Genomic DNA, 13,230 nt, shown 5'->3' on the forward strand with positions numbered 1-13,230 from the left:
AGCGGTGGTCCTAAGCTGGGGACATGAGTGACCGCGACAGCCTGCTGGCCGAGATCAAGAAGAAGGCCGTCGTGCACGGCCGGGTGGTGCTCTCCTCCGGGCGGGAGGCCGACTTCTACCTCGACCTGCGCCGCATCACGCTCGACGGGGTCGCCGCGCCGCTGGTCGGCAGGGTGATGCTGGAGCTGACGGCCGACCTGGAGTTCGACGCCGTGGGCGGGCTGACGCTGGGCGCCGACCCGGTGGCGACCGCCATGCTGCACGCGGCGGCGGCGCAGGGGCGCTCACTCGACGCGTTCGTGGTGCGCAAGGCGCAGAAGGCCCACGGCATGCAGCGCCGGATCGAGGGCCCGGAGGTCAAGGGCCGCCGGGTGCTGGCGGTGGAGGACACCTCGACGACGGGCTCGTCGCCGCTGACCGCCGTGGAGGCGCTGCGCGAGGCGGGCGCCGAGGTGGTGGCCGTGGCGACGATCGTCGACCGGGGCGCCGCCGCGCGGATGGCCGAGGAGGGCCTCGACTACCGCACCGCCTTCACGCTCGCCGACCTGGGGCTCTGACTCACTCGCCGGGGCCGGTGACGGTGAACTCCTCCTGCTCGCCCGCGTCGCCGCGGGGCCTGGTGCTGCCGTTCTCGGTGACCCGTACGGTGCCGGCGTCGGTCAGCACCACGTCGAGCTCCGGCTCGTAGTAGCTGACCTCCTCGCCGCGGGTCATGTCGCGGTGCTGGAGCACGTCGCCGCCGGGAACCCGGACGGTGACCATCGGGCAGGTGTCGGCCAGGCATTCGATGCGCACGGTGGGCACCCGGCCGCCGCTCGACGGCGTGCCCGAGGTGTGGGCGCGGCCGGGCGGCGCCGTGGTGTCGAGCGAGCTGAGCAGTGCCCGCACGCCGATGACCAGCAGCGCCACCACGGCGATGACCGCCAGCACGGCGAGTGCCATGCGGGCGAGGCCCATCGGATCCGACCTGTGGCGTCCCACAGTGGGGAGAGTACCCGGTGGTAACGCTCCGTTCCGGATGGTCGCGAAAGATCGCGCGGGCGTTGTCTCTACCACGGCGGGTAACAGACCGGGATACTGGCTGCGCGAAGCCGTTACTTCTCAGGGAGATGACTCATGCCTATCGCGACTCCAGAGGTCTACGCCGAGATGCTCGACCGTGCCAAGGCCGGCGGGTTCGCCTATCCGGCGATCAACGTGACCTCGTCCCAGACCCTTAACGCGGCGCTGCGCGGCTTCGCGGAGGCGGAGAGCGACGGCATCGTCCAGGTGTCCACCGGTGGCGCCGAGTTCCTGTCCGGGGCCACGGTCAAGGACATGGTGACGGGCGCGACCGCGCTGGCCGAGTACGCCAGGGTGGTGGCCGCCAAGTATCCGGTCACGGTGGCGCTGCACACCGACCACTGCCCCAAGGACAAGCTCGACGGCTTCATGCGGCCGCTGATCGACATCTCGCTGGAGCGGGTGTCGAAGGGCCTCGACCCGCTGTTCCAGTCCCACATGTGGGACGGCTCGGCCGTGGAGCTGGAGGAGAACCTGGAGATCGCCAAGGAGCTCCTCGACAAGTGCGCCCGCGCCAACATCATCATGGAGATGGAGATCGGCGTCGTCGGCGGCGAGGAGGACGGCGTCGTCGGCGAGATGAACGAGAAGCTCTACACGACCGCCGGTGACGCGCTGGCCACGGCCGAGGCCGTCGGCCTGGGCGAGAAGGGCCGCTACATGCTGGCGGCCACGTTCGGCAACGTGCACGGCGTCTACAAGCCGGGCCACGTCAAGCTGCGGCCGAGCGTGCTGAAGGAGATCCAGGACGCGGTGGGCGCCAAGTACGGCAAGGACAAGCCGTTCGACCTGGTCTTCCACGGCGGCTCCGGCTCGCTGCTGGAGGAGATCCACGAGGCGATCTCGTACGGCGTCGTCAAGATGAACGTCGACACCGACACGCAGTACGCGTTCACCCGGCCGGTGGCCGACCACATGTTCCGCAACTACGACGGCGTGCTCAAGGTCGACGGCGACGTGGGCAACAAGAAGGCGTACGACCCGCGCTCCTACGGCAAGGCGGCCGAGGCGGGCATGGCGGCCCGGGTGGCCGAGGCGTGCGAGCACCTGAAGTCCAGTGGGACGAAGATCTCCTAGCCACGTACGCGGCCCGGCGGGTATGACTTGTCCTATGGATAACCTTCTCGCCGGGCCACCCCCGACTCACCTGCCGGACCTGCCCGAGGCTCGGGAGGCCCTGGAATCCGGCGCCAAGGCCTCGGACGTGGCCGCCCGCTTCCCCGCTTTCCCGGCGGCCTGGGCCGCGCTCGCAGAGGAATACTTCGCGCAGGGTCACGCCGTCACCTCTTACGCGTTCGCCCGCACCGGCTATCACCGGGGCCTCGACCAGTTGCGCCGCAGCGGCTGGAAGGGACACGGGCCGATCCCGTGGGAGCACGAGCCGAACCGGGGGTTCCTGCGCTGCCTGTACGCGCTGTCGCGGGCGGCTCAGGCGATCGGCGAGAAGGACGAGGCCGAGCGGTGCGCGCAGTTCCTCAGGGACAGCACCCAGACGGGTTACGACGCGCTGACCAAGGGCTAGCCCTTGGGACGAATGCGCACGTTCGGGTAGTCTCTCTACGCAAGAGCCCCTGTCGCGCTTGCGCCAGGGGTTTCGTTTTGTGCTCGGGAGACTGAACAATGCCGGCTGCCGTTCTCGTGGGCGCCCAGTGGGGCGATGAGGGCAAGGGCAAGGCCACCGATCTGCTCGGTGGCGACGTCGACTACGTCGTCCGTTACCAGGGTGGCAACAACGCGGGTCACACCGTGGTCATCGGTGACCAGAAATACGCGCTTCACCTGCTGCCTACGGGCATCCTGTCGCCGGAGGTGGTCCCGGTGATCGGCAACGGCGTCGTCATCGACCCCGGCGTGCTGCTGGGGGAGATCGACGGCCTGGCCGAGCGGGGCATCTCCGCGGAGCGGCTGCTCATCTCCGCCAACGCGCACCTGATCATGCCGCACCACAAGGCGCTGGACAAGGTCACGGAGCGCTATCTGGGCAAGGCCAAGATCGGCACCACCGGCCGGGGCATCGGCCCTGCCTACGGCGACAAGATCTACCGCGTGGGCATCCGGGTCCAGGACCTGCTCGACCCGGGCATCCTGGCCAAGAAGATCGAGGTCGCGCTGGGCGAGAAGAACCAGGTGCTGACCAAGCTCTACAACCGGCGGGGCCTGGAGCCCGAGGCCGTCCTGGAGGAGTACCTCGGCTACGCCGAGCGGCTCAAGCCGCACATCGCCGACACCTCGCTGGTGCTGAGCAAGGCGCTGGACGAGGGCAAGTTCGTGCTGCTGGAGGGCGGGCAGGGCACGCTGCTCGACATCGACCACGGCACCTACCCGTTCGTCACGTCGTCCTCGCCCACCTCGGGCGGAGCCTGCGCCGGCTCGGGCATCCCGCCGACGCGGCTGACGCGGGTGATCGGCATCCTCAAGGCCTACACGACCCGCGTCGGCTCCGGCCCGTTCCCCACGGAGCTGGAGGACGAGATGGGCGAGTGGCTGCGCCAGACGGGCGGCGAGTACGGCGTCACGACCGGCCGCAACCGCCGCTGCGGCTGGTTCGACGCGGTCATCGCCCGGTACGCGACCCGCATCAACGGCGTCACGGACTTCTTCCTCACCAAGCTCGACGTGCTGTCGGGCCTGGAGCGCATCCCGGTGTGCGTCGCGTACGACGTGGACGGCACGCGGCATGACGAGATCCCGATGACGCAGACGGACTTCCACCACGCCAAGCCGATCTACGAGGAGTTCCCCGGCTGGCAGGAGGACATCACGGGCGCCAAGACGTTCGAGGACCTGCCGCCGAACGCCCAGGCGTACGTGCGCACGCTGGAGGAGATGAGCGGCGCGCCGATCTCGGCGATCGGCGTCGGCCCGGGCCGTGACCAGACGCTGGTCATCCGCTCGCTGATCTGAGCACGGCCGCCGTCATCGGCGAGTGCAGCCGCCAGCCGAGGCGTTCGTAGAGCGCCCGGCCCTCGGGGGTGGCCACCAGCACGCCGCCGGTGGCGCCCGCCGCGTGGGCGGCGGCTGTCAGCGTGCGCATGACGACGCTGCCGAGGCCGCGCCGCCGGTGGCCGGGGGCGGTCTCGACCCGGTCGACGACGGCGGTGCGGCCGGCGACGGCCAGTTGGCCGCGTGCGGCCATCTCGCCCGCCGTCGTGAGGAGGCGGGCGACGGTGACGCCGGAGCGGGTGGTGACGGCCGTCGTGTAGCCGGCGGGCGCCTTGACGGGCTCGGGGCGCAGCGCGGCGGTCATCATGAACTCGGGCGGCTCGATGTCCCAGCCGGCGGGCAGCCAGGGCGCGATCAGGTCGGCCGGGGCGCAGAGCTTGAGCCAGGTGCCGGGGGCGGTGATCGTACCGGTCAGGTGCTGGATGAGGGCCGGTGTCGGGGCGGGCAGGACGTGGCGGACGAGGTGGCCGGGCAGGCCGACGTCCACGCGGTAGCCCCAGGGTTCGGGCACGGGGGGCGGGGTGTCGCGGGAGATCACCCACCCGTCGACCCATGCCCTGACCGTGTCTATTTGGGTAGTTTTGAGAGCCCCCGTCATGGTTGTGCATCTTATTGCAAGACTGTTGCATTTATCGCGTTAAATTCGGGTGCGATCATCGGGATGAGCTGCCTACTCTCCCCCTCATGGACATCCGACGCGTCACCCGCTCCGAGGCCGTCGAGGCGGCCGGCCGGCTCTTCGACGCGGCGCCCGAGCGCGAGGCCACCGAGAGGTTCCTCGCCGACGACAGGCACCACCTGCTCGTCGCCTACGTGGACGACGTCCCCGCGGGCATGGTCACCGGGGTCGAGATGACCCACCCCGACAAGGGCACCGAGATGTTCCTGTACGAGCTCGGCGTCGACGAGGCGTACCGCGGCCAGGGCATCGCCAGGGCGCTGGTGCTGGCGCTCGGCAGGCTGGCGCGCGAGCGGGGCTGCTACGGGCTGTGGACGGCCACCGGCGAGGACAACGAACCGGCCCAGGCCACGTACGAAAGCGCGGGCGGTTCGCCGGAATGGGACCAGGTCGTCTACTCATGGACCTACGAACAAAGCCCGTAACCGTACAAAATGGGCACGGCGTGGCGGCGCGTGAAGGCACGCCGGGCCAGGTAGGGTCCCCGGTGTGCGCGTTGAGATACATGGTCATCGGGGTGCGAGAGGCCTCTGGCCCGAAAACACGCTGCCCGGCATGAGCCGCACGATGGAGCTCGGCGTCCACGCGCTGGAGCTCGACGTGGCGCTCACCGCCGACCGGCGCCTCGTGCTGACGCACGACCTCACGGTCTCGGCCGTGACCAGCACCGACACCCGCCCGGTCACGCCCGGCGACCCCGCCTTCCCGTACGTCGGCAAGCCGATCAACGCGCTGACGCTCGCGCAACTGCGCACGCTCGACGTGGGCGTGCGCCTGCCGCGCCACCCCGACGACCCGTTCGCGCTCACCCAGGTCGCGATGCCCGAGACCCGGATGCCCACGCTCGGCGCCGTGCTCGGCCTGGTCAACGCCTACGCGGCCGAGAGCGTACGGGTGCACGTCGAGCTCAAGTCCGACCCCACCAGGCCCGCGCTCACGCCCGACCCCGAGCTCTACACCGAGATGGTGGTCGACGAGCTCGACCGACACAACAGGCTGCGCAACGCCGCGATTCTCAGCTTCGACTGGCGCATCATCGGCTACGCCGCCAAGCTCGCGCCCGACACGCGCCGCTTCGCGCTCGTCGAACGCGCCACGCTCGGCTGGAACGGCCCGCTCGGCGACGACATCCCCGCCGCCGCCCGCGACGCCGGGGCGACCACGCTCTCCCCCGAGCACGTGATGGTCGACGAGAAGCTGATGGCGCAGGCGTCGCGCGCCGGGCTCGACGTGGCCGTGTGGACCGTCAACGACGCCGCGCTCGCCGCCCGCATGCTCGACCTCGGCGCGGCCGGGATCGTCACCGACTATCCCGACCGCATGCGCGCCGTGTGGGCCGAACGGGGCCTGGAGCTGCCCGACCCCGTCGAGCCGCTCAAGCCCGTCGGCGTCTAGTCAGAGCCAGCCGTTGCGGCGGAAACCGCGGTGCAGCAGCACACAGGCGGTGATCATCACCGCGAGGACCGCCGGATAGCCCCACACCTGCTTGGTCTCCGGCATGAAGTCGAAGTTCATGCCGTAGATGCCGGCGATCATCGTCGGTACCGCCAGAATCGCCACCCACGACGAGATCTTGCGCATGTCCTCGTTGGCCAGCGCGTTCGAGCGGGCCAGCGCCGCCTGGAGGATCGAGCTGCACAGCTCGTTCGACGAGTCGACCTGCTCGCACACCCTCGACAGGTGGTCGCCCACGTCACGGAAGTATTCGCGCATCTCCGACGGGATCACCCGCCGCTGGGGCAGCGCCGCCAGCGGCGCCTGGAGCGGCGTCACCGCCCGCTTGAGCTCCAGCATCTCCCGCTTGAGCTGGTAGATCCGGTTGATGTCGCGGGAGCTCACGTCGGCGAACACCGTCGCCTCGACCTCCTCCAGCTCCAGCTGCATCAGGTCGGCCACCTGGAGGTAGCGGTCGACCACGTGGTCGGAGATCGCGTGCAGCACGCCCGCCGGGCCGCGCTCCAGCAGCTCCGGCTTGGTCTCGATCCGCTCGCGCACCTCAGCCAGCGGGCAGTGCTCGCCGTGACGCACCGTCACCACGAAGTCGACGCCGAGGAACACCATGATCTCGCCCGCGCCGATGATCTCGCTCGTGGCGGTCAGCTCGTCGTGGTCCAGGTACGCGATCGTCTTGAGGACCATGAACAGCGAGTCGCCGTAGCGCTCGACCTTGGGGCGCTGGTGGGCCTTGACCGCGTCCTCCACGGCCAGCGGGTGCAGGCCGAACACCTCGGCGAGCCACTCGACCTCGGGCGCGGCTGGCTCGTGCAGCCCGACCCAGACGAACGCCCGGGGCCCGGCCGAGGCCACGCGGTTGTGGGCGCGGACCAGCTCGACGGACTCGGCTATGCCGGTGGCGGGAGCCTTCTTGCCGTCGATGTACGCGCCGTACTCGACGATGGAGTCAACAGGGGGCACGCAGGCTTCACGCACCGGCTGCGGGCGCTGACGCGGGGCGTGCGGCTGCACAGGGTGACGGTTGATGCGACGGAAAAGCGTGGACGAGCGCATGGCAGTCCCTTTCCGCCCGACCTGGCACGCTCCACGCGCGACGAAAAGTCACCTCAATCAACACGCATGCGTGGAGGCACGATCAGGCTGCCGGATTGGAGTGGTCGGGGGTATTCGGGGAGTACGTGGGTGAGCACGTACTGCTGGGATCACCAGGATTCATCCCGGACCACCTCCAATCGCGTGGGGACGCCAGAAAGCCGCCCTAACTTACCACAGGAGCGCCAGTCAAGCGCCGCGTACACGCCGACGAGCTCCGCACCGGTTCCGGCGGCTTCCCGGGGGCGGGGCCGGTTCGGGGCGGTGGGCTGCGAGAATGGGCGGGTGCGCGTTCTAGTCATTGGATCCGGTGGGCGTGAGCACGCCCTGTGCCGTTCGCTCCGCCTCGACCCGCAGGTCGGCGAGCTTCATTGTGCCCCCGGCAACCCGGGGATCGGGGAGGTCGCGACCCTGCACCGCGTCGATCCGCTCGACCCGCAGGAGGTCGCGGGGCTGGCCGGGCGGCTGGGGGTGGATCTGGTCGTCGTCGGGCCGGAGGCGCCGCTGGTGGCCGGCGTGGCCGACGCGGTCCGCGAGGCGGGCATCGCGTGCTTCGGGCCGTCCCGGGAGGCGGCGATGATCGAGGGCTCCAAGGCGTTCGCCAAGGAGATCATGCGCGCGGCCGACGTGCCGACGGCGCGGTCCCGGGTGTGCGTGACGCCGGAGGAGGCCGCGGCGGCGCTCGACGAGTTCGGCACCCCGTACGTGGTCAAGGACGACGGGCTGGCGGCGGGCAAGGGCGTCGTGGTGACCGGCGACCGCGACGCGGCGCTGGAGCACGCGCGGGCGTGCGGCCGGGTGGTGATCGAGGAGTTCCTCGACGGGCCCGAGGTGTCGCTGTTCGCGCTGTGCGACGGCAGCACGGCGGTGGCCCTGCAGCCGGCGCAGGACTTCAAGCGGGCCCACGACGGCGACGCCGGGCCCAACACCGGCGGGATGGGCGCCTACACGCCGCTGCCGTGGGCTCCCGAGGGCCTGACCGACCAGGTGATGCGCGAGGTCGTGCACCCGACGATCGGGGAGCTGAGCCGGCGCGGGCTGCCTTTCCAGGGCGTGCTGTACGTGGGGCTGGCCCTGACGTCGAAGGGCCCGAAGGTGATCGAGTTCAACGCTCGTTTCGGCGACCCGGAGACGCAGGTGGTGCTCGACCGGCTGGAGACGCCGCTGGGCGGGCTGCTGATGGCGTGCGCGACCGGTGAGCTGGGGCCCGACCCGGTGTTCCGCGACGGCGCGGCGGTAGCGGTGGTGATCGCGTCGGAGGGCTACCCGGAGGCGCCGGTCAAGGGTGACGTGATCGGCGGGCTGGAGCCGACGCCCGGCGCGTACGTGCTCCACGCGGGCACGGCGAGCGACGGCGACGGCGGGATCGTGTCGGCCGGCGGGCGGGTGCTGACCGTCGTGGGCACCGGTCCCGACCAGGACAGCGCCCGGCGCAACGCCTACGAGCTGGTCTCGCGCGTCGAGCTGCGCGGCTCCCACTACCGGACGGACATCGCCCGATGAAGCACCTGCATTCCGGCAAGGTTCGCGATCTCTACCAGACGGACGACGGGCTGCTGCTGATGGTGGCCTCCGACCGGATCTCGGCGTTCGACTACGTGCTGGAGCCCGACATCCCCGACAAGGGGGCGATCCTCACGCAGATGTCGCTGTGGTGGTTCGAGCAGTTGCGTGACGTGGTGCCCAACCACGTGGTGGCGCGGGGGGCCGAGCCGCGTGGTGTGCTGGTGCGCCCGCTGGAGATGGTCCAGGTGGAGTGCGTGGCCCGGGGCTATCTGACGGGCGGCGGGCTGGCCGAATACCGGGAGACCGGCACGGTGTCGGGAGTGGCGCTGCCGGCCGGGCTGGAGGACGGCTCGCGGCTGCCTGAGCCGATCTTCACGCCGTCGACGAAGGCGCCGATGGGGCAGCACGACGAGCCGATCGCCTTCGAGCGGGTGGTGGCCGAGGTCGGCGCGGAGACGGCCGAGGAGCTGCGCCGGATCACGCTGGCCGTCTACGCGCGGGGCGCCGAGATCGCCCGCGAGCGCGGCATCATCGTGGCCGACACGAAGATCGAGCTCGGCTGGGACTCCGACGGGGTGCTGACGCTGGGGGACGAGGTGCTCACGCCCGACTCCTCGCGCTTCTGGCCGGCCGACGAGTGGCAGCCGGGGCGTTCTCAGCCGTCATTCGACAAGCAGTATGTCCGGGATTGGCTAACGTCGCCCGAATCCGGATGGGACAAAAACTCCGGAAACCCCCCACCGCGCCTTCCTGACCACGTGGTCGAGCGCACCCGGCAGCGCTATCTCGACGCCTACGAGCGCCTTACGGGCACTTCCTTTACCGGATGATTCGGCCGGGTCACGTGGTGATAGCGGCTACTGTTGGCCGGATCTAGCCCCACCGATAATTTGCAAGGAGCCGCAGGAATGGTCCGTTACCGCGTGCGCGGTGGCAACGCACTGCGTGGAACCGCCTTCATCCAGGGCGCGAAGAACGCCGTGCTGCCGATGATCGGCGCGGCCCTGCTGGCCGCCAAGGGCCGCACCGTCCTGCGCAACGTGCCGATCATCGAGGACGTGCGCCGCGCCGTCGAGCTGGCCGAGTGCGTCGGCGCCTACGTCGAGCTGCACGAGTCCGAGCGCACGCTGGTGATCGACGCCTCCCGCCTGAACAGGCCGGTGCTGCCCGCCGAGATCGCCCGGCGCTTCCGCGGCTCCGTGCTGTTCACGCCCGCCCTGCTGCACCGGCTGGGCGAGGCCATCGTCGAGGGCGTCGGCGGCTGCAACCTCGGCAGCCGCAACCTCGACTTCCACTACCTGGGCTACAAGCGGCTGGGCGCCGTGGTGGACGAGGGCGAGACCGTCATCCACGTCAAGGCGTCCGGCCTGACCGGCGCCACGCTCTACCTCGACACCCCGTCCCACACCGGCACCGAGAACCTGATCATGGCCGCCGCCTTGGCCAAGGGCACCACCGTGATCGAGAACGCGGCGCTGGAGCCCGAGGTGCTCGACGTCATCGACATGCTCACCAAGATGGGCGCCCGGATCAGCGGCGGCGGCACCGGCTTCATCACCGTCGAGGGCGTCGAGGAGCTGCACGCCGTCGAGCACACGGTGATGCCCGACCGGCTCGACGCCGGGGTGTTCGCGATGGCCGCGGCCATCACGCAGGGCGAGCTCAGCCTCGTCGGCACCGGCCTCGACCTGGGCGTCGTCCGCTACAAGCTGGAGCAGATGGGCGTCGACTTCGCCCGCCAGGGCGCGGTGCTGCACGTGCGCTGCGACCGGCCGCTGCGGCCGATCAACATCATCACCGACACCTACCCGGGCTTCGCCACCGACCTGCAGTCGCCGATGATGACGGTGGCCGCGCTGGCCGACGGCACCAGCTACATCCACGAGCGGATCTTCGACGGGCGTTTCGCCCTGGCCGGCGAGCTGAACAAGATGGGCGCCAACGTGGAGGTCGACGGCAGCCGGGCGATCGTGCGCGGCGCCACGCCTCTCGCCGGCGCCCGAGTAACCGCCCATGATCTGCGCTCCGGTATTGCCCTGGTTCTCGCCGGACTGGCGGCCAAAGGCGAGACCGTCATCGACTCGGGTTACCTGATCGATCGCGGCCACGCAGATCTCGCCGTGCGAATGCGGGCACTCGGCGCGGACATTACACGAGAGATTTCCGAAGACTGAAAAGAGCCTGGAAAACCTCGTTGAGCTGCTAAAACACCTTGACGGACGGTCAACCAGAACGTCTTTCCGGAAAAGTCGGGCGTGACATTACGGCCCCCGCGAGCGATCGTTCCAAAAGAGAGCACTGCATCGGATCGCAGGATGGGACGAACATTGGTCGAGAGGGCCGAAGAAACACCCCGAGTGTCACGCCCGGGCGCCATGACACCGGACCTCACTATTGGCGTGGTCGGGCCCCATGATCTGGTCGAGCGGGTCATGCTCATGGGGCACGCGGCGGCACCGCTGCCGTGCCGTCTCGTGGCGGCCGCCTACCGTGACGAGCAGGAGGCGCCCGACAAGGTGACCCGGCTCGGCCCGGGCGTCGACGCGTGTCTGTTCGCCAGCCCGGTCCCGTACGACCTGGCGAGGCGTTCCGGCGTGCTGACGATGCCCGCCACGTACGTCCAGCTGGGCGGGGCGGCACTGGTGGCGGCACTGGCCAAGGCGGCGCTGGATCCGCGCGTCGACCCGCAACGGGTCAGCGTGGACGTGGTCAGCCGGGCCGACGTCGAGGAGGCGTATACCGATCTCGGGATTCCGGCGGCGGACGTGCACAGCCGTGACGAGCCCGGCGCGACCGGGACGATCGCCGCCTTCCACGAGCGGCTGTCGCGCCAGGGCGCCACGACGGGGGCGCTGACGTGCCTGCCGGCGGTGGCGGAGCGGTTGCAGGCGGCGGGCGTGCCGGTCATCCGGGTGCGGCCGACGTCGGCGGCGGTGCGCACCGCGCTGCACACGGCCGCGCTGCTGGGCGCGCATCACCGGCTTGAGGAGTCACAGCTCACGGTCGTGCTGGTGGAGGTGCCGACGCTGCGCGAGCCGGTACGGCGCGCGGCTCCCCGCTACTGGCGGGACGAGCTGCGGCTGTCGCTGCACCGGCTGCTCGTCCAGGAGGCCAACCGGATCAACGCCACGGTGTGGCCGATCGACGACCACAGCTACCTGGTCACCGCGACCCGGGGCTCGATCGCCTCGGCCACCGACGGGTTCCGGGTGCTGCCGTTCGCGGCCAGGATCCGCGACGAGCTGGGGCTGGCGGTCGAGGTGGGCGTGGGCATGGGCCGCACGACGCACGACGCCGAGTCGCACGCACGGGCCGCGCTGGCGCGCACGCAGGCGGGCAAGCAGGCCCAGGGGTTCGCGGTGGACCGGGAGGGGCGGGCGCTCATCCCCGCGCCCCGGATGCCGCCGACGGGGTCCACGGCGCTCAAGCCGAAGGGGGTCGAGGTGCTGGCCCGGCTGGCCGCCAAGCTGGAGGGCGGCGACACCGTGGTGGACGCCGAGGGCGCCGGGAAGATGCTGGGGGTGACGCCGCGTACGGCTCGGCGGTTGCTGCGCACGCTGGTTGACGAGGGACTCGCGTGGCCGCTGCCGCCGAACCGCACGCCGCAGCCCGGGCGCCCGCGCCAGCTCTACCGGCTCATCGTGGAGAAGCTCGGCCCGCGCTGACGCTTCTCCTCCAGGTACGGGCCCGCCGTCATCCCTTCCCCCTCTGACGGCGGCGGGCCTCTTCACCGGGTGCGGGGTGTACGGCAGCGGACCTCTTCACCGAGTGAGGGGTGGGTCGTCTTCACTCTGGGTGAGATTCAGGGGTTGGCCGCGCCGGAACACGGGTATGAATGGCGACGCCCCCGATCGACAGGATTCGGACGGGGGCACCAAAAGCCTCCGCCGCTCCCCGTCAGCAGGCGCACGTGAGCGGGTCCACCGGGCGACCGGCGGGCCCGTCGATCGAGTCGACGGCCAGCCCCTCACGGGCCTAGTATTCGAAGCCGCCGATCATCTCCTTGACCTTGTAGCCCAGCTTGGCGAACTCCAGCGCGGCCCGGGTGGAGCCGTTGCAGCCGGGCCCCCAGCAGTAGGTCACGACGGTGGCGTCCGGCGGCACGAGGCCGGGGGCGCGGGCGGCGATCTCGGCGGTGGGCAGGTGGAGCGCGCCGGGGATGTGGCCCTGGTCCCAGCTCCTCTCGTCGCGCGAGTCGACGACGACCAGGCCCGTGACCCCGGCGGCCAGGTCGGCGGCCACGTCGGAGACGTCGGTCTCGAAGGCCAGGCGGGCGGCGAAGTGGGCGAGCGCGGCCGGGGTGTCGGCGGCGGGCACGGCGGTCACGACGGACGCAACGGGCATGGTTTCTCTCGTTTCCTCGCAGGTCGGGGACGGGTTCGATGCTGTCAGCCCGCGCGCCGGCGGAGAAGTGGCACGAATGCCGACTATCGATAAGATCTCGCCAGATTTCCTCGTCCGGTACCCGCCGGGAAGCTGTCGGAGCCGGGGTC

Annotated in this window: 14 protein-coding genes; 10 read left to right on the plus strand and 4 right to left on the minus strand. The window is 70.7% G+C overall.

Annotation, left to right across the window (positions count from 1 at the left end; all coding sequences use genetic code 11):
• Positions 1 to 23 precede the first annotated feature (23 nt).
• Positions 24 to 557, plus strand: a complete 534-nt coding sequence (gene pyrE, locus AB0G11_RS39240) for an orotate phosphoribosyltransferase (RefSeq protein ID WP_219498976.1) — start codon at positions 24 to 26, stop codon at positions 555 to 557.
• A 1-nt stretch (position 558) separates the two neighbouring features.
• On the opposite strand, the gene AB0G11_RS39245 is transcribed toward pyrE, so the two are convergent.
• Positions 559 to 981, minus strand: a complete 423-nt coding sequence (locus AB0G11_RS39245) for a hypothetical protein (RefSeq protein WP_219498974.1) — start codon at positions 979 to 981, stop codon at positions 559 to 561.
• A gap of 135 nt (positions 982 to 1,116) precedes the next feature.
• On the opposite strand from AB0G11_RS39245, the gene fbaA reads away from it, so the two are divergent.
• The 3 genes from fbaA (at position 1,117) to AB0G11_RS39260 (ending at position 3,966) form a co-directional block, all read left to right on the plus strand.
• A complete protein-coding gene (gene fbaA, locus AB0G11_RS39250) occupies positions 1,117 to 2,139 on the plus strand; it encodes a class II fructose-bisphosphate aldolase (RefSeq protein WP_219498972.1) in 1,023 nt (340 codons plus the stop codon).
• A 34-nt stretch (positions 2,140 to 2,173) separates the two neighbouring features.
• Complete coding sequence (locus AB0G11_RS39255) at positions 2,174 to 2,584, plus strand: DUF3151 domain-containing protein (protein WP_219498970.1); 411 nt, start codon at positions 2,174 to 2,176, stop codon at positions 2,582 to 2,584.
• A gap of 98 nt (positions 2,585 to 2,682) precedes the next feature.
• Positions 2,683 to 3,966 (plus strand): adenylosuccinate synthase, encoded by a 1,284-nt coding sequence (locus tag AB0G11_RS39260; protein ID WP_219498968.1) that lies wholly within the window; start codon positions 2,683 to 2,685, stop codon positions 3,964 to 3,966.
• Here AB0G11_RS39260 and AB0G11_RS39265 read toward each other — a convergent pair.
• The gene (locus AB0G11_RS39265) at positions 3,947 to 4,603 is read right to left on the minus strand and encodes a GNAT family N-acetyltransferase (protein WP_357591722.1); all 657 of its coding nucleotides are present in this window, start codon (positions 4,601 to 4,603) and stop codon (positions 3,947 to 3,949) included. The two genes, AB0G11_RS39260 and AB0G11_RS39265, sit on opposite strands and share 20 nt — an antisense overlap.
• 86 nt (positions 4,604 to 4,689) lie before the next feature.
• Between AB0G11_RS39265 and AB0G11_RS39270 the strand changes: the two genes are divergently transcribed.
• Together AB0G11_RS39270 and AB0G11_RS39275 are read left to right on the plus strand one after the other, a co-directional pair.
• Complete coding sequence (locus AB0G11_RS39270) at positions 4,690 to 5,109, plus strand: GNAT family N-acetyltransferase (protein WP_219498966.1); 420 nt, start codon at positions 4,690 to 4,692, stop codon at positions 5,107 to 5,109.
• A gap of 64 nt (positions 5,110 to 5,173) precedes the next feature.
• The gene (locus tag AB0G11_RS39275; protein ID WP_219498964.1) at positions 5,174 to 6,079 is read left to right on the plus strand and encodes a glycerophosphodiester phosphodiesterase family protein; all 906 of its coding nucleotides are present in this window, start codon (positions 5,174 to 5,176) and stop codon (positions 6,077 to 6,079) included.
• Here AB0G11_RS39275 and corA read toward each other — a convergent pair whose 3' ends face one another.
• Positions 6,080 to 7,099 carry a magnesium/cobalt transporter CorA gene (corA, locus tag AB0G11_RS39280; RefSeq protein ID WP_308125565.1) on the minus strand — a complete coding sequence of 340 codons (1,020 nt, stop codon included), beginning with the start codon at positions 7,097 to 7,099 and terminating at the stop codon, positions 6,080 to 6,082.
• Positions 7,100 to 7,516: 417 nt separating this feature from the next.
• Here corA and purD point away from each other — a divergent pair, with 417 nt between their 5' ends.
• The 4 genes from purD to AB0G11_RS39300 all read left to right on the plus strand — a co-directional run bounded on the left by purD (position 7,517) and on the right by AB0G11_RS39300 (position 12,402).
• A complete protein-coding gene (gene purD / locus AB0G11_RS39285) occupies positions 7,517 to 8,734 on the plus strand; it encodes a phosphoribosylamine--glycine ligase (protein WP_219498961.1) in 1,218 nt (405 codons plus the stop codon).
• Positions 8,731 to 9,567 (plus strand): phosphoribosylaminoimidazolesuccinocarboxamide synthase, encoded by an 837-nt coding sequence (locus AB0G11_RS39290; RefSeq protein WP_219498959.1) that lies wholly within the window; start codon positions 8,731 to 8,733, stop codon positions 9,565 to 9,567. Before purD ends, AB0G11_RS39290 begins: the two co-directional genes overlap by 4 nt.
• Positions 9,568 to 9,645: 78 nt before the next feature.
• Entirely contained in the window at positions 9,646 to 10,911 is a 1,266-nt protein-coding gene (gene murA / locus AB0G11_RS39295; RefSeq protein WP_219498957.1) for a UDP-N-acetylglucosamine 1-carboxyvinyltransferase, read from the plus strand.
• A gap of 201 nt (positions 10,912 to 11,112) precedes the next feature.
• A complete protein-coding gene (locus tag AB0G11_RS39300; protein WP_219498955.1) occupies positions 11,113 to 12,402 on the plus strand; it encodes a GTP cyclohydrolase IIa in 1,290 nt (429 codons plus the stop codon).
• A gap of 310 nt (positions 12,403 to 12,712) precedes the next feature.
• Here the strand turns inward: AB0G11_RS39300 and AB0G11_RS39305 are convergent, their stop codons facing one another.
• The gene (locus AB0G11_RS39305) at positions 12,713 to 13,081 is read right to left on the minus strand and encodes a rhodanese-like domain-containing protein (RefSeq protein ID WP_357591724.1); all 369 of its coding nucleotides are present in this window, start codon (positions 13,079 to 13,081) and stop codon (positions 12,713 to 12,715) included.
• Between the last annotated feature and the right edge of the window lie 149 nt (positions 13,082 to 13,230).

The organism is Nonomuraea sp. NPDC023979, from assembly GCF_040639085.1.
GTDB lineage: Bacteria > Actinomycetota > Actinomycetes > Streptosporangiales > Streptosporangiaceae > Nonomuraea > Nonomuraea ceibae.

Bases quoted from the DNA above. Each gene is read 5' to 3' on its own strand.
- pyrE (WP_219498976.1), top strand. From the start codon at position 24: ATGAGTGACCGCGACAGCCTGCTGGCCGAGATCAAGAAGAAGGCCGTC.
- AB0G11_RS39255 (WP_219498970.1), top strand. From the start codon at position 2,174: ATGGATAACCTTCTCGCCGGGCCACCCCCGACTCACCTGCCGGACCTG.
- AB0G11_RS39270 (WP_219498966.1), top strand. From the start codon at position 4,690: ATGGACATCCGACGCGTCACCCGCTCCGAGGCCGTCGAGGCGGCCGGC.
- AB0G11_RS39305 (WP_357591724.1), bottom strand. From the start codon at position 13,081: ATGCCCGTTGCGTCCGTCGTGACCGCCGTGCCCGCCGCCGACACCCCG.
- AB0G11_RS39290 (WP_219498959.1), top strand. From the start codon at position 8,731: ATGAAGCACCTGCATTCCGGCAAGGTTCGCGATCTCTACCAGACGGAC.
- AB0G11_RS39300 (WP_219498955.1), top strand. From the start codon at position 11,113: ATGACACCGGACCTCACTATTGGCGTGGTCGGGCCCCATGATCTGGTC.
- murA (WP_219498957.1), top strand. From the start codon at position 9,646: ATGGTCCGTTACCGCGTGCGCGGTGGCAACGCACTGCGTGGAACCGCC.
- AB0G11_RS39260 (WP_219498968.1), top strand. From the start codon at position 2,683: ATGCCGGCTGCCGTTCTCGTGGGCGCCCAGTGGGGCGATGAGGGCAAG.
- fbaA (WP_219498972.1), top strand. From the start codon at position 1,117: ATGCCTATCGCGACTCCAGAGGTCTACGCCGAGATGCTCGACCGTGCC.
- AB0G11_RS39265 (WP_357591722.1), bottom strand. From the start codon at position 4,603: ATGACGGGGGCTCTCAAAACTACCCAAATAGACACGGTCAGGGCATGG.